Source organism: Tunturiibacter gelidiferens (genome assembly GCF_014201335.1).
GTDB lineage: Bacteria > Acidobacteriota > Terriglobia > Terriglobales > Acidobacteriaceae > Edaphobacter > Edaphobacter lichenicola_E.
This window is the reverse complement of sequence record NZ_JACHEB010000014.1, coordinates 57,436-79,073: the sequence shown is the minus strand read 5'-3', so window position 1 is coordinate 79,073 and position 21,638 is coordinate 57,436. Positions and strand designations below refer to the sequence as shown.

Genomic DNA, 21,638 nt, shown 5'->3' with positions numbered 1-21,638 from the left:
AGTCGTTGTATTTATCGCTGGAGCTATCTTCTGCGGTTGACGCAGCAAAAACACTCCGGATCGGTTCATCAAACTCGACATCCAAACTTAGAGCCCCTTCGATCGGCGAAACTCCCTCACCACGTCGGCTACATCTTTATGCTCGGAGTCGACCGCGTAGTTCATCGCGCGCACCTCGTCTGCACTCACCTTGCCTGCCAGCTTGTCCATCGCGACCTGTATTCCGGGATGCCGCTGCAACGAATCTTCGCGGACCAGCGGAACGGCCTCGTACGGCGGAAAGTAGTGCTTGTCATCCTCGAGAACCACAAATCCCAGCGCGCGAATTGGTCCGTCGGTCGAGTTGCCCGCTACCATATCTACCTGATTGCTCGACAGTGCGCGGTAGAGCAGCCCTAGGTCCATTGTTCTCGGTTCGCCCGCGAACTTCAGTCCGTAGGTTGCTTCGAGTCCTCGTAACCCGTCGGGGCGTGATTGAAATTCATACCCCACACCTAATCTCCATCCGTCCGGTGTTGGTGCGGTCTTTACAGCATCCGAGATGGTCGTCACGTCTAAACGCTTCGCATCGTCGCCGCGCACCACCATGGCGAAGGTGTCCTCGAATCCGAGCCCGCGGCCCAGTTTTATTTTGTACTTCGAGGCGTATAGAGCGCTCACCTCACGAAATACGGTCGCTTCATTGCGTTGACCAATGGGGGGAAGCGGTTGTTTCAGGATCGCAGTCAGAGCGGTTCCGGTGTACTCCACGTATCCGTCGATGCGCCCGCTCACCATCGCCTGCTGACAGAGATAGCTCCCAGCCAGATAGAAGCGCCGATCCACCGGCTCCCCGGTCACGGCCTCGATCTCCTGCGCAAACATCTCTCCTAGCACCACTTGCTCGGTGAAGTTCTTCGCGCCGATGGTGATTCGCGAAGACCGCGGCGGAGCGCATGCTGTCAGCCACACAAAAAGCGCCAACGATACCATCCAGCTCAACCCACGTAGACTGCGCGCAACCCGCATCAGACTCGCCTCACGGCGAACCGTTTCTCCAGCAATCCCAGTCCCGCATCGGCCACAAGGGCCAGCAACGCGGCTGGAATCGCACCTGCCAGCACCAGCCCGTTGTCCACGCTTGCCACCCCGCGAAAGATCAGCTCACCCAATCCGCCAGCGCCGATCGCAGCTGCGATGGTCGCGACACCCACGCAGGTCACAGTGGCGGTTCGCAGGCCAGCCAGAATCACGCTCGCGGCCATAGGAAGCTCAACCTTTACCAGCCGCTGCCAGGAGGTCATCCCCATCGCATTGGCGACGTCTACCAGCGCGGGGTCGACGCTGCCGATTCCAGCGTAGGTATTGCGCAAAATTGGCAGCAGAGCGTAGCCCGTTAAAGCCAGTATCGCTAGGCGCGCAGCGTTTTCTCCCAGCCATGGCACCGGCAACAAAAGACCGAAGAGCGCGAGGCTCGGGACCGTTTGCAGCACATTGGCAACGCCGATGACGGGCTTCGCGAGCGCCTGCCTTCGGGTCAGCAAAATCCCCAATGGCAACCCGATCGCCGCAGCCAACAGCATGGCCGAGAGCGTCAGCCATAGATGCTCGAATGTCAGTCGACCAATGTCGTACCCGTTTTGCCGCAGGAATCCTATCATGCGGGCACCGAACGATGTACAGAGTGAACATAATCTTTTACATGAGGGTTTTCCGAGCGTAAGACTTCGCCGGCGGGAAGGTTCGCTACTACCGCACCCTCGGCAAGAAAGATCACCCGCTTGGCCAGATACAGCGCCTCATCCAGATCATGTGTGACCAGCAAAACGGTCTTCCCGACCCTCTCCAGCAGATCTCTCAACATAGTCTGCATCTCGGCCCGTGTGAGAGGATCGAGGGCGCCGAATGGCTCGTCCATCAGTAGGACGGTGGGGTCGGCCGCGAGGGCGCGTGCAAGCCCTACCCGCTGGCGCTGGCCGCCTGAGAGCTGCCACGGATAGCGTAGATGAAACTCTTCGTAGTCGAGTCCCACTAGCGACATCACCTCGCGAACTCGTTCGGCGATCTCATGTTTGGGTCGTCCAGCCAGTTCCAACGCCATCCCCGCATTACGTTCCACGGTCATGTGAGGAAAGAGTCCAGTCTCCTGAATGACGTAACCAATACTTCGCCGCAGCGCAATGAGGTCACCGCCTTTTGTTTGGTTTCCTGGGACTAACACTTCGCCCACACTAGGCGTCAGGAGACGATTCACCATGCGCAGTAACGTGGTCTTGCCGGAGCCGCTCCGTCCCAGCAGAGCCGTCGTCGTTCCCGCCTCAAGCTCTAAAGAGACGTCGCGCAACAAGGCACGCCCATCCGCCAGCGTGTAGCTCACCTTCGCGAACTCAACGCCAACCGTGGGCATGTCTCTTACTCTAAACTGCTGCGACGGACTTGCGACGTTACTCTGCGGTGCCCGGAACCGTATCCCCAGGGGCCGGCTCGCCTGTTGTGCCGGGCTGGCCCTTCACGCGCACGACAGTGATCTTTTCGAAACCTTCTTTGAAGGTAGGAGGCTTCAGGCGCTCGGCCATCTTCTGCATCACCTCGTCGGTCACCTGGCGGTCGCGCTTTGAGTTGCGTTCCATGCATACAGCCAGCGGCACGTCGAAGAATACGGCTTGTACCTCGTAACCGAAGCTCTTGGCCATCTTGATCCACTGCCTGCGCTCATGGGGAGACAAGTTCGTCGCATCGACGTAGTTCCACGGCATCTTGGCGATCAACCGAGCGCGAAGCAAGCTGCGCAGCGTCGAAAACACCAGCCCCTGGTAGCGCTGCTCAGTGATGTCGTCGAAGAGCAGTGTCCGCAGCAGATCGCTCGACAGCGGAGTCACACCGCGACGCTTGTACCAGGTCGTCTTGCCCGATCCCGGAAGACCAATCGCGAGCACCACGTAGCCTTTTGGCGACTTAGTCGCCGTCAGCTCGGCGGGTGGCGTTCCAAGCGACTCGGGCTGGGTCTCCACCACAATCCTTGGTTCTGTCTTTAGTTCTGTCGGCGCTGCATTCTCAGCTACCGGCGCAGTTGTGCCGCCAAACGTCTCGGCAGAGGCAGCTTCGGCAGCTGGCTCTGCAACATGGTTGACCTTGACTGGCGTTGGCTCTGCGGCACGTACCGGTGCAGCCTCCGGGTAGCTTGGTCTCAGGGGAGCTGGTTGGTTCGAGGGCAACTCCTGCCCACTTTTCCCCGTGGACTCCGAATCATTCGGTCCACGTCTAGGGCGTCGTCTCATCTTTTCGCTTATCCATTCGCGCAAATCGCGCATACGACGCTTGTAACACAGCGCGGAAGCCTCCCGCAAATCGCTCGCACCTTCTGCGACACCCCGGTCGCTTCTCCGATTCCCAAAGTTCGCGCGCCTTCATCTCGTCTTTTCTCAGCGGTTTACATCGTCCTTTCACATTTCTGCAGTACTGTCGCGGGTAAAAGAGGTGAGCGATGGCTGTCGAAGTCTCCGATCTGAACCAGATGCAGGCTGCTTATAAAGAAGCTGTTGAACAGTGGATCAAGGCCATTCGCGAAGAAGAGGCGCTCGCTTCGGGCGACCACTCCGAGGCAGAGATTGACGCCTGGGAGGCAGCAGATTTCCGCGAAGAAGATTCTCGCGAGAAGGCCAAAGCGGCGAAGAAGAACTACGAAGGCGCCCTCCGCGAGAAGTTCTTCAACTTCTAACAACGCGGCGCAGCAACCTGGTTGCCACGTAACCGTCGCGATTCCGTGACGGAAGAAGTTCTGTGGATTTTGCACCGTCCTTGCGCCAGTGATAGCATCCGCTCTGATGGCGTGCGGAGCGGTTCGCCGCGCTCTACAATGGATGAACTGATCAACGAACGCAGCAAACACGATAGGAGTAACTGAAAATCATGGCAGCTGTAAAGGTAGGCATTAACGGCTTCGGCCGCATTGGACGCAACGTCTTCCGCTCCGCTCTAGGGAACCCCGACATTGAATTCGTAGCCGTAAACGACCTCACCACCCCCGCCACGCTGGCCCACCTCCTGAAGTACGACTCCATTCTCGGCAACCTGAAGCAGGAGATCACCCACGGAGCCGACTACATCGCAGTCGATGGTAAGCAGATCAAGGTCTTCGCAGAGCGCGATCCCGCCAAGCTCGACTGGGCTTCCGTTGGCGCTCAGATCGTCGTTGAGTCCACCGGCTTCTTTACTGACGCGGAGAAGGCCAAGGCTCACCTCGGCAGCACCGTCAAGAAGGTCATCATCTCTGCCCCCGCCACCAACGAGGACATCACGCTCGTGCTCGGCGTCAACGACGGTAAGTACGAGGCCGCGAAACACAACATCATCTCGAACGCGAGCTGCACGACCAACTGTCTCGCGCCCGTGGTCAAGGTGCTTCACGACACCTTCGGCATTGCCTCCGGCATCATGACCACGATTCACAGCTACACCAACGATCAGGTGATTCTCGATACGCCGCACAAAGACCTGCGTCGCGCCCGCGCCGCCGCCCTCTCGATGATTCCGTCGAGCACCGGCGCCGCCAAAGCCCTGAGGCTCGTCGTTCCTGCAATGGACGGGAAGCTCGACGGCTTCTCGATGCGCGTGCCGACCCCGAACGTCTCTGTGGTTGACCTCACGTTCGTCTCTGAGAAGCCCATCACCGACAAGTCCATCAACGAGGCTCTGAAGAAGGCCGCCGACGGCGAACTTAAGGGGATTCTAGGCTTCACCGACGAAGAGCTCGTCTCATCCGACTTCAAGGGCAATCCTCTCAGCAGCATCGTCGACAGCAAGCTGACCAAGGTCGTCGGCCAGAACACGGGCAAGGTCATCAGCTGGTACGACAACGAGTGGGGTTACTCCAACCGCGTGAAGGATCTCATCCTATTCCTCGTTAAAAAGGGCCTGTAAACAACCCTGTGCCTGAGGAGCGACCTTGTCTCGTCGCTCCTTGGGCAACAATTCTGCTGCATCCTCTCTAAGCAACGGTGAATCTACTATTTTAGGCAGCGAGTCCACCTGCCCGGAATGAGCGCGCTATGGGTCGTCGCTTCCAGGAACTGGCTTTCACCCCCCTCGTCAAACAACATCAACAGGAACACGGCAGCAGGGCTCAATATGAGCGCCTGGCTGAACGCTCCGGGCCGGGAAACACACTTGGCCCCGACGAACAAACTTTCATCAGCTTGCGTGACAGCTTCTACATGGCTTCGGTAGGCGAGACCGGCTGGCCTTACGTGCAACATCGCGGCGGCCCGAAAGGCTTCGTCCGGATCATCAATCCCAGCCTGATCGGCTTCGCGGATCTGCGAGGAAACAAGCAGTACATCAGCCTAGGCAACTTCGATCACGACGCCCGGGTCGCTCTTTTCTTCATGGACTATCCCAATCAGACACGCTTGAAGATTCTCGGCCGCGTCAAGGTTCACGAGCACGACTCCGAGGCCCCGGCGCTGATCGAATCCTTCCGGTCAGCGGATAAATCTTCGGTCGTCGAGAGGGTCATCCTCGTTCACGTCGAAGGCTTCGACTGGAACTGTCCGCAGCACATCACTCCTCGCTACACTGTGGAAGAACTTCAGGAAGTACTCACGCCGCTTACTCAGAAGCTTGCAAAGCTCGATGAAGAGAACGCAAAACTTCGCGAGAAACTTCGCCGCCTATCGCAGATTGAATCCACCAGCACGACATAGCAACATTGACGCGAAGCTCTCCTTGATCCTTAATCGCTACTTGTGGCTTGATCTTCTTTATTACAAAGAGACGATGCGCGATGTGGTTCGCAATTTACTCGTTCGCAAAAACGCTGGAGCAGGGTTAGCCTAGCTTCGAAAGGTCATTCCAGGAAAGATATGATCCGCAAAAACATTCCCGGCACCTCGCCCTTCGAGCCGATCATCGGCTTCTCCCGCGCTGTTCGCATTGGCAACCACATTCATGTCTCGGGTACAGGCCCTGTCGGCGCAGATGCGGCGGACGTATCGGAGCAGACCCACCGATGCCTGGACCTCATAGCAACGGCCCTCAATAATGCAGGCAGTTCCGTGGAGCACGTGTACCGGACTCGCATGTACCTTACTCGCGCCGAAGACTGGGAGGCTGTGGGCCATGTTCACGGCAAGTTTTTCGGACAGATTCGTCCTGCCGCCACCATGGTGGTCGCCGCCGCATTGCTTAACCCAACCTGGCGCATCGAGATCGAAGCCGATGCATGGATCCCTGAATAAATACGAATTGACTTCGCTTGGCATGCTCTAAAATTTCCCATGCCCAGCGACCCCAGCCGCTCTGTCCCCAAGGCGATCCTGATCGGTGCGATCGTCGCCGCTCTCCTCGACCTTCTCGATCCGATCATCTTCTACGGGTTGCGGGGTGTCGCTCCCATCAAGATCCCGCAGTCCATCGCGAGCGGCATTCTGGGCCGCGCGGCCTATTCCGACGGCGTCCCAAGCGTTCTGCTCGGCCTTGCGGCTCATCTCTTCATTGCGCTGGCTTGGGCAACGATCTTCGTCCTCGCGGCACGTGCCGTGCCGTTTCTTGAACGCCACGCGGTCGCCTCCGGTCTCGTTTACGGGGCGTTCATCTACGTCGTCATGTATAATCTGGTGCTTCCGTACACGAACCTTTACCCCAGAGTCGACCCTTCTGCCGTGGTGCGGCTCAATAGCATCGCCGCCATGGTTTTTCTGGTCGGTCTGCCCATATCTTTGGCCAATCGCCGCTTCGCGCCGTCTTCTCGGGTATCCTCTAACTGACATGGCCAAGCTATCGATCCGCGACCTCGACCTCACCGACAAGCGCGTCCTCATCCGCGTCGACTTCAACGTCCCGCTCAAAGACGGCATCATCACCGACGACACTCGCATCCGCGAGACCCTTCCGACCATCGAGTACGCCTTGCGCCACAAGGCCAAGGTCATCCTCTGCTCGCATCTGGGGCGTCCCAAGGGAAAGCCCGTCGCGTCGATGAGTCTTCGTCCCCTTGTCGATCATCTCCGTACGCGGCTCGACCACATCCTCGGCGATGACGAAAACGTGGCCTTCTCCCCCGACTGTATCGGCGTGGTCGCCAGCGAGATGGCCCTCAACCTCGAATCCGGCCAGCCGCTTCTGCTTGAAAACCTCCGCTTCCATTCCGAGGAAGAAGCCAACGATCCCGTCTTCGCAAAGAAACTCGCCTCGCTCTGCGACATCTACGTCAACGACGCGTTTGGCAGCGCTCACCGCGCTCACGCCTCCACAGAGGGAATCACCCATTTCGTAAAACAATCCGCCGCGGGCCTGCTCATGGAAAAGGAGCTGACCTACCTCGGCAAGGCGCTCACTGAGCCCGACAAACCCTTCGTCGCAATCATCGGCGGAGCCAAGGTCTCGGACAAAATCGAGGTCATCGACAACCTATTGGAAAAGGCAGACGCCATCATCATCGGCGGCGGCATGGCTTACACCTTCCTCAACGCGCGGGGACAGAGAACGGGCAAGTCTCTCGTCGAAATCGACAAGATCGACGTCGCCAAAGCCGCCCTCCAAAAGGCAAAAGCCATGGGCGTTCGCTTCCTCCTGCCGGTCGACCACATCCTCGCGGACAAGTTCGCCCCCAACGCCAAAACGCAGGTCTTTTCCGGCGATGGCCCCTTCCCTGAAGAGCTGATGGCCCTCGACATCGGCCCCAAATCGATTGCGCTCTTTGAAGAGGAGATCGGCGAGGCCCGCACCATCATATGGAACGGCCCCATGGGCGTCTTCGAGATGCCTGCCTTCGCCCGCGGCACCAACGAGATCGCCGCAGCCGTCGCGCGCAACCACGACGCGACGACCATCGTCGGCGGCGGAGATTCGGTCGCAGCCATCCAGCAGTCCGGCTTCGCCAACCGCATCACCCACATCTCCACCGGAGGCGGCGCCAGCCTCGAATTCCTAGAAGGCAAAACCCTTCCCGGAGTCGCCGCATTGACGGAGAACCAGAGATTTCGCTAATCATCCAATGATTTTCGAGATAGCAATTCCATTTCTCGCACTGGGTTCCGCCGCCTTTCTTATCTGCGCTGCTATCCCGAAACTGCGTCGTTTCGCGTTGAGCACCTCATTGTGGTGCCTCGCCTTTGCATTTTGTTGTATTGCCGTCGTCATAGCTCTGCTATTGGTAACCACCGGTTTCGCTGCACTTCATGAGCTTTTCCACCGCCATTCGGTCATCGATTTATCCAACTCAGGCCAGACCCCGTGGGCAGGGTGGATTTTCATAATATTTTCCGTGGCTGCAGCCACAACCGGCGCTACAGCCATCACGGCTGTACATGGAATCATCACGCGGCGTTTGACCCTTGCGCTCTTTCGACTCTATCTCGCAGTGGTCAGCTTTGGAGTCGGCGTTGTCTCCTTTGCTTTCGTCCTGCTGGTATTCATCAACCTTTTATTTGATTTGTATTTTGTTGTGCCAGTAACGATTGTTGGGCTCTCATTAATGTTGTTGCTCTCCTACACGTGTTTTAAAAACGCATCGCAATTCCGCGGCTCATACCCAGAGCGCTTCCCGGTCGTCACGCACGAAGAGTTCGGTTTTGACAGACAACGTCCTGCGTAAAATCAGTCGTCGAAAAGTTTTGCCCATCACGTCATGAAAATGGAATACTGATTCGCACATGAGAAAGCCACTGATCGCCGCCAACTGGAAGATGTATAAGACGCCCAAAGAGTCTTTAGCCTTCCTTAGCGAGTTCCTTCCTCTGGTCAAGGACCACACCTCCAGCGAGATCGCAATCTTTCCCACCATGTCTTCGCTTGGTTATGTCATCGAGGCGACCAAAGACTCCAATGTGACCTCCGGCGCACAAACGATGCACTGGCTCAACGAAGGCCCCTACACCGGCCAGACTTCGCCAACCATGCTCGAAAGCATTGGTTGTACCCGCGTGTTACTCGGCCACTCAGAGCGCCGCATCTACGCCCACGAGACGGACGACATGGTCAACCTCAAGCTAAAGGCCGCACTCGAACACGACCTCATTCCCATAGTCTGCGTCGGCGAAACCCTCGACAAGCGTCAATCCGGGCTGACTGAAGCAGTTCTGTGTTGGCAGATTGCGGTCGCGCTCAACGGCGTCAAGGGGGCTTCCTGCGGCCAACTGGTCATCGCCTACGAACCAGTCTGGGCCATAGGCACCGGCAGCGTCGCAACACCGGAGCAGGCCAACGAAGCCCACGCCATCATCCGCCGCGAGGTAGCCCGGCATCTCGGCGCCCCCTGCGCCAGCTGCATGCGCATTCTCTATGGTGGCTCTGTCAAACCGGACAACGTCGCCAGCCTGATGAGTCAGCCTGAGATTGACGGCGCGCTGGTCGGAGGAGCCAGCCTGCACGCAAAATCCTTCCACGAGATCATCTCTAACGCAACATGAGCGTGAAGATCCAGCACACCAAAGCTGCAAAGTTGACGTCACACGCAGGTTGTTCTACCTGTGACTAGCGAACCACCCCAGCCTGGTCCATTGGCCAATACACAAAGGCGGCCTTACCGTAGATCAGATCCCGGTCGACCGGCCCAAAGTCGCGGCTGTCGCTCGAGATCGACCGGTGATCCCCCATCACGAAATATTCATGCCCCGGTACCGTCATCTCGGGCTGCGATCTGTCATCGGCAAACCGCTTCGGTACGTAGCTCTCCTTCACGCGTTCGCCGTTTACGATCACCTCTCCATGGTCGATACGCAAAGTATCGCCAGGCAGCGCGATCACCCGCTTGATGTAACTCTTCTCATGATCATGCGGATACAGAAATACGACCACGTCCCCACGGTGTATCTCCCCAACCCGGTAGGCCACTTTGTTGATGAATAGTCGGTCCTGGTCTTCCAGCATCGGCAGCATGCTGGTTCCCTCCACCCGAACCGGTTGGTACAAAAATATGATGATGAACGCCGACACCACAACCGAGATCACCAGATCGCGCAGCCAGGAGTGCATCGCTCCCCTGCGCTGTTCTGTCGGCTCGATCACATCTCGATCTTCTGACTCAGGCGGAATGTTTCCGTTTATCTCCACGCGATCTTCCGAATCCTCTATCATTTAGACGTACCACCCACGGAGTTGCAATCTTTGGTCTAACCACTGACTGGGCGAGCATGTAACCGCTCAACGTGGGTAACCAATTGAGCGGAGATGCATCTCATATAACCAGCAGAGGCTTCAGCCTCGTAGCACATATGAGAACTCTCCGGTCGAATCAGAATTCTCTGATTACCACAGGTCGAATAAGTTCGCCATCCCAATCATTACTCGGCGTAAACCCTGACCCTTTATGATAACTCGCGAGGGCAAACCTTTCTTGACGCATTCAAGAAGGTTAGGACTAGAATTGCCCCAGCAGAACAGTAGGATGTGTTTATGGCAACCCTTACCATGCTTGAGCAGGCCCCCACACCAAAACCCGTCAACCGTGGCGCAGCAGACTTCAACGATCTCACCACGGAGACCGCTAACGCAGCCTCGGAGGGACTGGACACCAAGTCCGCTCTCGAGATCGCCCGTATTATCAACCACGAAGACGCCAAGATTGCAGCCGCAGTCAAGAAAGCGCTGCCTGAAATTGCCATCGTCATCGATACCGTCGCCCGCTCCCTGCGCGATGGTGGCCGACTCATCTACGTCGGCGCTGGCTCCAGCGGTCGCATCGCCTCCCTCGACGCCTCAGAGTGCCCACCAACCTACTCCACTGCGCCCTCGCAAGTCCAGTACATCATGGCAGGCGGCCCAAAGGCGCTTGCTTCTGCTTCCGACGTCAACGAAGATTCACCAGAGATCGGCCAGCGCGATATCGCCCGCCGACGCCCGACCCGCAAGGACATCGTCATTGGAGTCTCCGCCAGCGGTCGCACGCCTTACGTGGTCGGAGCTGTGGAGTACGCTCGCGCTCGCGGAGCAAAGACCGCCGCGATCACCTGTAACCTCAACACCCCGCTTGCCGACGTTGCAGACACCACCGTCATCACGGAGGTCGGCCCCGAAGTCATCTCGGGTTCCACGCGCATGAAGTCCGCGTCGGCCCAGAAGATGGTCCTCAACATGATTACGACCGGCGCGATGACCCGGCTTGGCTACGTCTACGACAACCTCATGGTCAACGTGCACATGAAGAACGCGAAGCTGGTTGAGCGCGGCATTCGCGTGCTGATGAAGGTCTGCGATATCGACCGCGACACCGCGATCCGCACCATCAAGTCCGCAGGTAAATCGATTCCCATCGCGGTCGTCATGCTCAAGGCCAACGTAGACAAGATGGAGGCTGTACGCCGCCTCACGAAATCAGACGGCAACGTCCGCCTCGCCATCGATGACTCCCGCTTGGAACTCTGATCGCTAGTTAGGGTTGCCTTCGGATGGGCCACACTGTACTCCCGTCCGAAGGCAACCTTCGCAGTAAATCACCCTTTGTTCTTCCAAGGTGTTACCTGAAGAGAAGGCTGATCCTGCTCCGAGGTGATCTTCCACTCTCCGTTCAGGCGCCTCAGCGTCAGCCGCGTCGGTACGAACGACTCCAGTATCTCGGACGTCTCCTGCTCATCCATAAAGTGTTTCACCAGGCGTACGTCAGCCTCCGAGTCTGTCTGCCGCTCGATGACGATGTCCTCCATCTTTACAGTCCAGAGTCCCTTTCGCATCCGGTTGGTCGCCTCGCGATCCCGCAAAACCGCTTCTCTGCTCACGTTGCGTTGATTAAGATATCGGTCCAGCGTATCCGCATAAAAGGCAGCTTGAGCATTCGCATCCCTGGTCCGCATTGAGGACGCCCAGTTCTGCAGCCACAGCTTCAGCTCCGCGCTACTTGTCGCAGACGCAGGGGTCGACTCCGGCAAAGGAGCTGGCTTTGCCGGGACAGTCTCAGTAGCCCTCCGCGTATCAAGTTTAGGTACTGGATTCGGCGCAACTCCGACAGCTGGTGCGGCAACCGGAGCCGGAGACTTAGCGATATCGAGATGCGGCCAATCGAACTCGCGTGGCCGATAGAACTCGCCATGCGACCAATAAAAATAGCCTTCTCCAGCCGCCGCCACGAGAGCAAGCAGCATCGTCGTCCACAGCGCAAATCGCTTCCATCCGGACGTTAGATCATCCTCTATGCGCAGCCGGTAGGGAGCATCCCGCGCCTGCCATGTCGGTTCTTCTTCCGCAAGATCTGGTTCCGGGAGATCTGGCTCACCGTAAAACCTCGGTTGAGCTCTTTGTTCCGGAGCAATAGCCTGTTCAGCATCTGCAGTTTGCTCCGATTCAAAAGTTTTCTTGGCAGCTATGACTCTCTCTGGCTCGTCCTGCGAATTTGACGGAATATTCTCGACCTGCGGCTCAGACGCCAGCGCGGCAGCGCTCCATACCAAATCCGGCGCCGCAGTCATGGTCTCAACCACCGTCTCCGGAACTACAGACGAAGTCATCTTCTCTTCTGAACGCCTCGATGCTCTTAATGGGTCTACATCTGGTTCGTCGGATCTATCGACAACGGCCGTTCCTGCCGCGGACTTTCTTGCCGCGGCATAAGTCGTTACACGCAGAGCATCCAGGTCAATCTGAGCCCTGATCTGTTCAAACAGTTCATCGAGTTTCGATCGGACAACATCCTCTTGCGACGTGTCTCCCAGCAGGGCCGAGGCCTGGAAGGTCACCTCTCCCAAAATGACGGTCTCACCATTCTCCAAATTTGCATGGAACACAGTGTTGTCATTTTTGTTCTTCGATCGCGGCGACGGCCCCAATCCTCGCACGGTAATCCGATCGTCATACCGCGTCACGTCATCCGAGATCTCTCGCGAACACATCTCCAAAGCACGTAAGACCACTTCCGGATCCGGGTTTTTTACTGTTTCGCGGATCTCAAATTTCATGGCACCCCTTTCTGACTTCTTCTAATGGATGGCAGAAACCCCATCGGGGGAAGCGGACAATAAGTGCGCGTGAACTATAAAGCGTTCCGGCGCCGCGCCCACATAGTCGAACGGAAAACAGGTGATCAATGTCAGCTCTGGTCTTGCAGCAATATTGAGCACCTCTACTTTGTCTGGACTCACAATCTCGGTGGAGTCCACCACATAGTGATAGATGCCACTTTTATCGATCAGGAGAACCTCCATCTTCGCGGTAATCCTGCGCAGCGGCCGGAAAAACGAATCGCGATGCCCTGCCAGCCCCACCGTACCAAGACCACCCGGCACAGCAGTCCCTGGGATATGGCCCACTCCCCTACGTAGGCTACTCCCATCATAATCCGCGGTGATAGGCGCCGACAATGCGAGAGCGGGAATCTCAATCCTGCCAATCACATCCTCCGTCATGCGCCCGGCCGACGAGACATTTTCCGATGGCGGAGGCTCGCCAATCCGCTCAGCGAGCCTCTGCGTGCCCCTGGCCTGAACACCCAGCACCAGGCAGTATCCAACGCAAAAGAGACCACACGTCCAAAGGAGACGTTCAGCGTATGCGAGCATTCGCATTCACTACTCCCGCATCAACAGTCTTCGATTGAGAGCTGCGAAACGTCTCTGCGACGCGATCCAACGCAACATAGCAGCAGCGATAAGAGAGCAGAAGCCCACCAACCACACGAGAGGAACCATGCTGGCGGTATGGGGCAGCGCTTTTATAACCGGCTTCTGAACGCTTGCCACCTGAGTATATCGCTCTGCCTTGATACCTGGCTTGGCCTCAGCCGAGTCGCTTGGTCCTACCTGCTGCAGCGAAAGAAGCCAGAGCGTCAGCAGTTGCATGTCGTCCTGAGACAACGTGTTGTCCGAAACCTTGCCTTCAGAGGCAGGATCAACCGCGGGCACCTTCGCTGGATTCGCCGTCGCAATCGCAACCGCCTCAGCCTTCGGATAGACAAACTCTACGACCGTCGCGCCTCCCGGAAAGTACCATCCCTTGAGGTATTGAGAACCTTCAGCGGAATTGGCCCACTTCACAGGGCCGCTGCTGGCGGGTTTTTGAATCTCGCTGTTCGGAATGCCGAGAAAAGTTGAGTGAAGATCACCCTTCGTCGAATCCACCTTCAAGATGACCCGGTCCGAAAGACGATTGACAACGTGAATCGTATAGGAGCCTGGTTTCAGCGTGGCCCCCGGAATGTGTGACGGCTGGGAGATCGTGAAGTCTGCGGCGGGATTTGCCGGACCGGCAGCCCATAAGGCCGCATTAAAAGCGCACAAAGAAGCACATAATATAAGAACTTTGAGTCGCATGGTTTCTCCTTGCAGGATCAACGTACGTCCCGTGATATGCAAGATTTACGCGATAAGTTAGCCGTTGGGTTGAAAGAAAGATGCGGTAACTCAACTTTTTCCTTGCGAGTAATCGTGATCCCCGCCGACGGCACGATCGGTAATCGAATGCCTATTACCAGATTGATCAAACGTGAAATCTTATTCACTTATCGCGGATTTTGAGGAGACATGTGCAGCGTTTTGCAAAGTCGTCCGACCACTGATCAATCGCTACTCTCCTGATAGTGACAGCTCTTGTCATCTAATCGTCAGCTATACCTTTTAGATTTATAAAGTTAGATCAGGTGATTGGGCGACAAACTGCAACTCATGCTCTAATCCGCAGCAGTATCGAGAGATGCGTTCGGCTTTGGAGCAGCAGAACCACCGCCGTTACTCATTTCCACGCGAAATCTCCGTAAACTGGCAAGATGGACAAGTTCGTAGTACGCGGCGGAAACCCCCTTCTCGGTACCATCAAAGTCTCCGGAGCGAAAAACTCCGCGCTCCCCTGCATGGCCGCCGCCATCCTTACCGAAGACGAGGTCATCCTCGAAAACATCCCTCAGGTCAACGACATTGAGACCGAGCGCAAACTGCTGACCAGCATGGGCGCCGAGGTTGAGCTCGGATATGGTCGAGCCCAGCACCGCACTCGCATCAAGTGCGCCATCCTCTCCGATCCGGTCGCCAAATACGAGATCGTGAAGACGATGCGCGCAAGCTCACTAGTCCTCGGCCCTCTCATTGCACGCACCGGCATCGCGCGTGTCGCCATGCCCGGAGGCTGCGCCATCGGTGGCCGCCCCATCGACCTTCACATCAACGGCCTCGAAGCCATGGGCGCCACTATAACCCAAGATCACGGCTATCTCGAAGCTCGCGCAGACCGGCTGAAGGGCGCTCACATCGTCTTCGACAAAATCACCGTCACCGGAACCGAAGACCTCCTGATGGCCGCCACGCTTGCCGAGGGTGAATCCGTCTTCGAGAACTGCGCTCGCGAGCCCGAAGTCACCGATCTCGCTGCCCTGCTCATCGCCATGGGAGCAAAGATCGAAGGCGCAGGCACCGGAACCATCCGCATTCAGGGTGTCTCCAAACTCCACGGTGCACGTCATCGTATCAACCCCGACCGCATCGAAGCCGGAACCTTTCTCATCGCGGGAGCCATTACCGGCGGAGACCTCAACGTCGATTGCTGCGAACCCAAGCACCTCGGCGCACTCATCACAAAACTCGAGCAGTGCGGCGTCAAGATCGACGTCGGCGCCGACCACGTTCGCGTCCGCTCCGGCGGCGAACTCAAGGCCGCAGACATCACCACAGAAGAGTACCCCGGCTTCCCCACCGACATGCAGGCTCAGTACATGGCTCTCGCCACTCAGGCCGAAGGTACCAGCACCGTCATCGAAAATATCTTCGAAAACCGCTTCATGCACGTGCAGGAGCTGATCCGCATGGGCGCGAACATCTCCATCTCCGGCCGTACCGCAACCGTCCGCGGCAAGACACCCCTGCAATCGGCCGCGGTCATGTGCTCCGACCTCCGTGCCTCTGCCTCTCTCGTTCTCGCTGCTCTTGTAGCCGACGGCGAAACCATCCTCGACCGCGTCTACCATCTCGACCGTGGCTATGAGCACTTCGAGGAGAAGCTTCGCGGCGTAGGCGCCCAGATCCGCCGCATGGGAGATGTCTTCGGGAAAAAGTAACTTCCGCTGTTACGAAACTCCCATTTCCTTGCGATACACAAAAGCGTCCAATCCAGCTCCGCCATAGAACCGGCGTTTCAGCTCGGTTCGCGCATAGCCCGAGCGCTCATAGAAGCGGATCGCTCCCTCGTTTCCCGTGAACACATGCAGCTCCATCCATAACGCGCCAGCAGCGGCTGCCCGCCTCTCTGCCTCCTGTAAAAGCATTTGAGCCAAACCTCTTCTTCTGCACTTCTCCGCTACATCCAACGTCACAACGTACCCACGAACGCTGTCCCCACGTAGTTCTACCTGGACAATGACAAATCCGGCGATCTCGCCTCCTGTCGTCTCCGCGATCAATGTGACGGCATCATCCGCCTCTGCGAACGCGCGCATCGACTGCCGGCCAAACCGGAATTCATTCGAAAAACACAGCTGATCCAGCCTGTAAATCGCGTCCAAATCCTCTTTGAGATATCCCCGAAGTTCAGCTTCCACGCTCACCACGCCACCCCAAAACTTTCAACCCCATTTAAAGATAACTGCACATTGCCGACCAGATCGATTTCGAACCCGGAATACTACTTCGATTCGACTCGCTAAGTACAGCCGACAAATCTGTAAGATCTTGTTCCCCGTCTTCAGACCAAAGGTGTACAACTGTTGCGATACTAGAAGAGCTAAGTCTGGCGGAGAGCAATGAAAGAGCTAAATAAAGACAGCAAGCCAGATACCGGCAAAGCCGTAACACTGAAAACTCTGGCGGAATATCTCGACCTCTCCCCGGCGACGATCTCAATCGTTCTTAATAACTCGCCCGTTGCGAAGTCCATCTCCCCTGCAACCAGGGAACGAGTTCTCGACGCCGCCAAGAAGTTCGAGTATCGGCCAAACCTGCACGCCCGCATGCTACGCACCAAGCTAACCAACACCATCGGTGTGATCGTTCCAGAACTCAGCGAGGGCTACTTTACCGGCGTCATGCTTGGGGTCGAGCAGTACCTCCTCCAGGAAGGCTTCCTCTATTTCACGGTCAGCCATCTGGGCCGCGCCGACCTCCGGGAAGAGTATCAGGAGCTCCTCATGAGCCGCCGTGTCGATGGCTTCCTGCTCGTCAACACGGAGCTGTCCGTAAATGTCTCGCCGCCGGTCGTAGGCGTCTCCTCCCACAGCAAGGAGCCCGGCATCTCCAACATCCTGCTCGATCACAACGTTGCTGCGAAAAAGGCTCTTCACCACCTCCATGAGCTGGGGCACCGCAAGATCGCTTTCATGAAGGGCCAGCGCTACTCTCTCGACTCCGAAGCCCGCTGGGAGTCCATTCTCAACATAGCGAAAGAGCTCGGGATCACGGTTCGCCCTGAACTCTGCATCTACCTGGAGAAGAATCTCTGGTCGCCCGAGCTCGGCTACCAGCCCGTGCGAGAGCTGCTCGCGCGTACACGCGACTTCACTGCGATGTTTTGCTTCAACGATACGGCCGCCATTGGCGCCATTCGCGCTATTCAAGACGCTGGTCTTAGTTGCCCCCGCGACATCTCCGTCATCGGCTTCGACGACATCATGGTGGGAGAGTACTTCAATCCGCGCCTCACCACCGTACGCCAACCTCTCCACAAGATGGGCTGGACCGCCGCACAAATGCTGATCAAACGTATCCAGTGCCCCGAGCTCACCTATCCGCATGAAGTCTGGTTCGAGCCGGAACTCGTCGTGAGAGAATCGACCGCAAGCATCCAGAACATGTCGCAGCCCAGCTCACGGCGAGCCAAAGGTTGATAGGAGAGCTTTGCAAACAATCCAGCCAAAGGCTCCGCAACTGAGCCCGGATCGCGCAACCATCATCCGCACCCTCGCTCCCGTCTACTTCTATTTTCTTGTGGCCGGCACCGCTACAGTCATGCTCGGCCCTTTGCTGCCGCAGCTCATGGAGCATTGGCACATCCAGGATGCCCAGGCAGGAACCCTCTTCACCGCCGACTTCGTGGGACAACTCTGTGGGGCCTGGATCGCCGCGCGCAATCTCCGCGCCAGCCTGGTCTATGGATCAATCCTCGCCGCCGCCGGATGCCTCGCTCTGCTCCCGCTTGGCTTCGGGGCGGCGCACATCGCCCTCTTTTGCATTGGAGTCGGCCTCGGTACGGGCCTCACCGCCGGGAACATTCTCGCAGGAACTACACTTCCGTCTGCTCGAGCGCGACTTCTAGTCATACTCAACGTTGCCTGGGGTGTCGGCGCTATCGCCTGTCCTCTGTTAATCTCTCTGACTGTCGCCGGCGGGATGCGTCGTTTCTTCATTGTCATGACGGCACTCCTCCTCACAGCGTCCCTGCTTTCTTTCGCGATACCGCGTGCAATCCCCTCCAACGACGCCCCCGGACCATCAGAGTTGGCTGGACGAAGACAAGCACTCACAAAATCACCGTGGCCTCTGCCGCTGTTGCCTCTGCTCGTCTTCTGTACCGCAATGTTTCTCTATGTCGGGGTCGAGAACTCGCTCGGTGGCTGGCTACCGAGCTACGCTCTTCGTTCCAGCGCATCGCTCCACGCATCTACCATCGCTCTCTACTTCTGGGCAGCAGAACTGTTCGGACGCCTGCTCGTGGCCGCACTCATGACCGTCCTGAGCGAGAGAGTTCTATACCGGTTCTCTCTGGCGTTGCTTCTTATCACCGAAGGGCTGCTCTGCTCCATCGCGCATCCGTCAGCAGTCGGTGTCATCACGCTCACCATCCTCGGCGGATTCACTCTCGCTCCCGTCTTTCCGCTTCTGGTTTCTTTCATGCTCGCCCGCACCGGAACTCATAAAAGACTCGGCCCGCTCTTCGCCAGCGCCTCCCTAGGGGGAGCTGTGCTGCCCTGGTTAACCGGCCTGTGCTCCACTTACCTTCACGGCCTTCGCGATGGGCTGCTTGTTCCGGCCGCAGGGGCCGCTCTTCTTCTACTACTTTCCGGCACCACCACCGCCAAAAATCTCCTGCCGCCTCCGACAGGCTCGTGAACTAACCAGCTCTCAAGAATTGCAGAGCGGCCACTCCATCGGAGTCCGCTAGAGCTGAACGCATCTATTCGCGTACAACCCACAGGAAAAAGAGGCCAGGCTTAGCCTGACCTCTTGGGAAAAGTGGACGACCCACAGCAACCTTATTTGACAGGAGCTGCAAAGTGATCGCGAAGCTGAATAACACCGATGACGACGACTGCTGCCATAGCTGGTCCGAACAAGAGATACATAGTGCCTCCTTCCCAGAGTGTTTATGTAACCAAGACTGATCTAATAAGCTGCACATCAACCGATCGAACAATTACTGTCTACCGATGAAGCTGACAACTGTATGAAAGCAATTGCACGGCCAAAGACTTCAGCTCAAACTTATGAACGAACTAATCTCCGACGAAGCATCCCCGCCATTCCGATCAATCCCGAGCCGAACAACATCAGGCTCGAAGGCTCTGGAGTCGTCGCTGTTCCGATAAACTCCTGCGGCCCTGAAGACGTGTCGTTCGAAGGAATGTACAGAGTGAATTGGTTGAAGTAGCCGGAGTTGATCAACTGCTGGTTGCTTGCCTCAAACAGCGCATCAGTCGCCAGAATTCGCGCCGTAAAGTCAAACAGCGAATTTCCTACCAGATTAGCCGGATCGAAGATGCTCCATTCGGCATACTGAATCTCGCTGGCGCTCACTCCGGCTGGTGGGTGGAGAATCTCGGAGTAGAGAATCGCATCAGCGCGATAATCCCGATCTATCACGGTGTTGCCCGTGGGGATGCTCTCTTCTGTGACGCTCCAGCTCTCGCCGGAAGTGATCTCACGGTTGTAGTTGAGGCACATCAGATTCACTGTCGATGTGCCAGCAGAGGTGTTGAGCTGAAATGAATACGGATAAATTTGGACACTGCCGCCAAGCGGATCGTTCGTTCCATTGTTGAGTGTGAGCGTATCCGCCTTCATCACGATCGAAGCAACACCAAGACAAACGATTGAAACAAGCGATACAAATTTAATCTTCAAGAAGTCTTCTCCCCGGAAAAATCATTGTCAGAGCCTCGCGGCACTCTGTTTCCCACGATTGGTTGAGCCGGCATCCATTCCCGTTTTGGTCTGCGAATCCGGCAATTCATTGCGATTTGCTTACCTCACCCTGGGTTATTGCAAGTCGCGAACCAATTACGAAAAACAGGGATAATTCTTCGTTTTCTGGGCTTTCTGAGGTCGGAAATGCACAAGACCCACCCAGATCAACGCCCAAAAGATTGCCCAAAATGAAAATCTTTTCCACTTTGAGTCTGCAATCTTTCGCAATAGACCTAATGTTCTGTTGGGATAGAAAATTCGTTGGGGGACGACAGGCTGGCCTCACCAAGAAACAGAGGGCAATTTGAGTGCCAGAAGTTACAAGACCAAGCGCACACTCGCTTTCATCAAGCTTTGCGCAACTCGACTCTCTCGCACGACGCAGAGTCCAGTACAAGCGGCAAGCAATCTCGCAAAGAAAAGCCTCTTCCCACAGGAAGAGGCGAGAGTTCTACTTACGTTTTAATCTCACACGGCCACGGTAAAGCTGTCTTCGCTGCGGGTCACGGCTCGGTACATGGTGTCGCGCTCAAACGGCGTGCGCCCCGCTTCAGTGATCAGCCGAACAAGATCCGCCCGCCGCATCCCTTGCGGAGTCGTCGCTCCAGCATCGTGATAAATCTTCTCCTCAATCACAGTTCCATCGATATCGTCCGCGCCAAACCGCAGCGAGATTTGCGCCATCTTCGGCGAAACCATCTGCCAATAGCTTTTGATATGCGAAAAATTATCCAGCATCAGTCGGCCAACGGCGATCTGACGAAGATCCAGCATCCCCGTCGTCTTCGGGATATGGGCCAGTGCTGTGTTATCCGGATGGAACGATAGCGGAATGAATGTCTGAAATCCCCCCGTCTCATCCTGCACCGCCCTCAGCTTTAACAGGTGGTCCACGCGGTCTTCTTCGTTCTCCACATGCCCATACAACATGGTCGCATTCGATCGCAACCCGATCTGGTGCGCCATGCGAGCCGTATCCAGCCACTCACTGCCGTCGATCTTGTGGTCGCAAATGATATGACGAACTCGATCCGCAAAAATCTCAGCACCACCGCCGGGCATCGAATCCACGCCCGCGGCCTTCATCCGCTCCAGCGCCTCAGGAATCGTCATCTTGCCGCGCTTTGCCAGAAACGCCACCTCGACCATGGTGAACGCCTTTATATGCACCTTCGGAAACCGAACCTTTAGCCCACGCACCAGATCCATGAAGTACTCAAATGGAAGATCCGGATGTAGTCCCCCGACGATGTGAAACTCCGTCACCGCCTCCGTGAGCCCTGTAGCTGCAGTCTCCCAGGCTTCTTCCAGAGCCATAGTATAGGTGCCTGCCTCGCCCTTCTTGCGTCCAAACGCGCACAGACGGCACGACGCCATACAAACATTCGTTGGATTGATATGCCGGTTCACATTAAAGTAAGCAATGTCCCCATGCATCCGCTCCCGCACCAGGTTCGCCAACCAGCCCACGGCGAGAATGTCGCCACTTCGATAAAGTGTCACCCCATCGTCAAAACTGAGGCGCTCTCCCTGCTGCACCTTTGCCGCTATCGGCAAAAGTGCAGCATCGTCTGTCTGAAAGGAGTGTCGCGTCTGCCAAGCGGATAAGGAAGAACTCATTCTTCGATTCTATTC

At 56.9% G+C, this 21,638-nt stretch carries 23 protein-coding genes; 12 read left to right on the top strand and 11 right to left on the bottom strand.

Going from position 1 to position 21,638, the window contains the following annotated elements; translation table 11 throughout:
* Positions 1-87: 87 nt before the first annotated feature.
* Genes HDF14_RS23330 through HDF14_RS23315 form a run of 4 tightly spaced genes read right to left on the bottom strand, consistent with a single transcriptional unit; the run spans position 88 to position 3,257 of the window.
* Positions 88-1,008, bottom strand: coding sequence for a glycine betaine ABC transporter substrate-binding protein (locus HDF14_RS23330; RefSeq protein WP_183981164.1), 921 nt, complete (start codon positions 1,006-1,008; stop codon positions 88-90).
* Positions 1,008-1,640 (bottom strand): ABC transporter permease, encoded by a 633-nt coding sequence (locus tag HDF14_RS23325; protein ID WP_183981163.1) that lies wholly within the window; start codon positions 1,638-1,640, stop codon positions 1,008-1,010. The genes HDF14_RS23330 and HDF14_RS23325 overlap by 1 nt, the downstream gene beginning before the upstream one ends.
* Entirely contained in the window at positions 1,637-2,386 is a 750-nt protein-coding gene (locus HDF14_RS23320) for an ATP-binding cassette domain-containing protein (protein ID WP_183981162.1), read from the bottom strand. Before HDF14_RS23320 ends, HDF14_RS23325 begins: the two co-directional genes overlap by 4 nt.
* A gap of 37 nt (positions 2,387-2,423) precedes the next feature.
* On the bottom strand, positions 2,424-3,257 hold the full coding sequence (locus HDF14_RS23315) for an AAA family ATPase (protein WP_183981161.1): 834 nt from the start codon (positions 3,255-3,257) through the stop codon (positions 2,424-2,426).
* A gap of 206 nt (positions 3,258-3,463) precedes the next feature.
* Between HDF14_RS23315 and HDF14_RS23310 the strand changes: the two genes are divergently transcribed.
* From HDF14_RS23310 to tpiA, 8 genes are all read left to right on the top strand, one after another.
* Positions 3,464-3,697, top strand: coding sequence for a hypothetical protein (locus HDF14_RS23310; protein ID WP_183981160.1), 234 nt, complete (start codon positions 3,464-3,466; stop codon positions 3,695-3,697).
* Between the two features lie 191 nt (positions 3,698-3,888).
* The gene (gene gap / locus HDF14_RS23305; RefSeq protein WP_183981159.1) at positions 3,889-4,899 is read left to right on the top strand and encodes a type I glyceraldehyde-3-phosphate dehydrogenase; all 1,011 of its coding nucleotides are present in this window, start codon (positions 3,889-3,891) and stop codon (positions 4,897-4,899) included.
* A 128-nt stretch (positions 4,900-5,027) separates the two neighbouring features.
* A complete protein-coding gene (locus HDF14_RS23300) occupies positions 5,028-5,681 on the top strand; it encodes a pyridoxamine 5'-phosphate oxidase family protein (RefSeq protein ID WP_183981158.1) in 654 nt (217 codons plus the stop codon).
* 159 nt (positions 5,682-5,840) lie between these two features.
* Positions 5,841-6,215, top strand: coding sequence for a RidA family protein (locus HDF14_RS23295; protein WP_183981157.1), 375 nt, complete (start codon positions 5,841-5,843; stop codon positions 6,213-6,215).
* A 39-nt stretch (positions 6,216-6,254) separates the two neighbouring features.
* Positions 6,255-6,743 carry a hypothetical protein gene (locus HDF14_RS23290; protein WP_183981156.1) on the top strand — a complete coding sequence of 163 codons (489 nt, stop codon included), beginning with the start codon at positions 6,255-6,257 and terminating at the stop codon, positions 6,741-6,743.
* Between the two features lies 1 nt (position 6,744).
* Complete coding sequence (locus HDF14_RS23285) at positions 6,745-7,965, top strand: phosphoglycerate kinase (RefSeq protein ID WP_183981155.1); 1,221 nt, start codon at positions 6,745-6,747, stop codon at positions 7,963-7,965.
* 7 nt (positions 7,966-7,972) lie between these two features.
* Positions 7,973-8,572, top strand: a complete 600-nt coding sequence (locus HDF14_RS23280; RefSeq protein WP_183981154.1) for a hypothetical protein — start codon at positions 7,973-7,975, stop codon at positions 8,570-8,572.
* Positions 8,573-8,630: 58 nt separating this feature from the next.
* Positions 8,631-9,386, top strand: coding sequence for a triose-phosphate isomerase (tpiA, locus tag HDF14_RS23275; RefSeq protein WP_183981153.1), 756 nt, complete (start codon positions 8,631-8,633; stop codon positions 9,384-9,386).
* Positions 9,387-9,450: 64 nt separating this feature from the next.
* Here the strand turns inward: tpiA and lepB are convergent, their stop codons facing one another.
* Complete coding sequence (gene lepB / locus HDF14_RS23270) at positions 9,451-9,951, bottom strand: signal peptidase I (protein ID WP_260698537.1); 501 nt, start codon at positions 9,949-9,951, stop codon at positions 9,451-9,453.
* A 420-nt stretch (positions 9,952-10,371) separates the two neighbouring features.
* Between lepB and murQ the strand changes: the two genes are divergently transcribed.
* The gene (gene murQ, locus HDF14_RS23265; protein WP_183981151.1) at positions 10,372-11,340 is read left to right on the top strand and encodes an N-acetylmuramic acid 6-phosphate etherase; all 969 of its coding nucleotides are present in this window, start codon (positions 10,372-10,374) and stop codon (positions 11,338-11,340) included.
* A gap of 68 nt (positions 11,341-11,408) precedes the next feature.
* On the opposite strand, the gene HDF14_RS23260 is transcribed toward murQ, so the two are convergent.
* The 3 genes from HDF14_RS23260 to HDF14_RS23250 are packed head-to-tail and all read right to left on the bottom strand — an operon-like array spanning position 11,409 to position 14,213.
* Positions 11,409-12,863: a hypothetical protein gene (locus tag HDF14_RS23260; protein WP_183981150.1), complete on the bottom strand. Its 1,455-nt coding sequence runs from the start codon at positions 12,861-12,863 to the stop codon at positions 11,409-11,411.
* 21 nt (positions 12,864-12,884) lie between these two features.
* Positions 12,885-13,469, bottom strand: a complete 585-nt coding sequence (locus HDF14_RS23255; RefSeq protein WP_183981149.1) for a class D sortase — start codon at positions 13,467-13,469, stop codon at positions 12,885-12,887.
* 3 nt (positions 13,470-13,472) lie between these two features.
* Positions 13,473-14,213 carry a hypothetical protein gene (locus tag HDF14_RS23250; protein ID WP_183981148.1) on the bottom strand — a complete coding sequence of 247 codons (741 nt, stop codon included), beginning with the start codon at positions 14,211-14,213 and terminating at the stop codon, positions 13,473-13,475.
* Between the two features lie 452 nt (positions 14,214-14,665).
* Between HDF14_RS23250 and murA the strand changes: the two genes are divergently transcribed.
* On the top strand, positions 14,666-15,946 hold the full coding sequence (murA, locus tag HDF14_RS23245; protein ID WP_183981147.1) for a UDP-N-acetylglucosamine 1-carboxyvinyltransferase: 1,281 nt from the start codon (positions 14,666-14,668) through the stop codon (positions 15,944-15,946).
* A 9-nt stretch (positions 15,947-15,955) separates the two neighbouring features.
* Here murA and HDF14_RS23240 read toward each other — a convergent pair whose 3' ends face one another.
* On the bottom strand, positions 15,956-16,426 hold the full coding sequence (locus HDF14_RS23240; protein WP_183981146.1) for a GNAT family N-acetyltransferase: 471 nt from the start codon (positions 16,424-16,426) through the stop codon (positions 15,956-15,958).
* 201 nt (positions 16,427-16,627) lie between these two features.
* Here HDF14_RS23240 and HDF14_RS23235 point away from each other — a divergent pair, with 201 nt between their 5' ends.
* On the top strand, positions 16,628-17,707 hold the full coding sequence (locus HDF14_RS23235) for a LacI family DNA-binding transcriptional regulator (protein WP_183981145.1): 1,080 nt from the start codon (positions 16,628-16,630) through the stop codon (positions 17,705-17,707).
* Positions 17,708-17,717: 10 nt separating this feature from the next.
* Entirely contained in the window at positions 17,718-18,929 is a 1,212-nt protein-coding gene (locus HDF14_RS23230; protein ID WP_183981144.1) for an MFS transporter, read from the top strand.
* Positions 18,930-19,301: 372 nt separating this feature from the next.
* On the opposite strand, the gene HDF14_RS23225 is transcribed toward HDF14_RS23230, so the two are convergent.
* On the bottom strand, positions 19,302-19,940 hold the full coding sequence (locus HDF14_RS23225) for a PEP-CTERM sorting domain-containing protein (RefSeq protein ID WP_183981143.1): 639 nt from the start codon (positions 19,938-19,940) through the stop codon (positions 19,302-19,304).
* Positions 19,941-20,471: 531 nt separating this feature from the next.
* Entirely contained in the window at positions 20,472-21,623 is a 1,152-nt protein-coding gene (gene mqnE / locus HDF14_RS23220; RefSeq protein ID WP_183981142.1) for an aminofutalosine synthase MqnE, read from the bottom strand.
* Positions 21,624-21,638 lie beyond the last annotated feature (15 nt).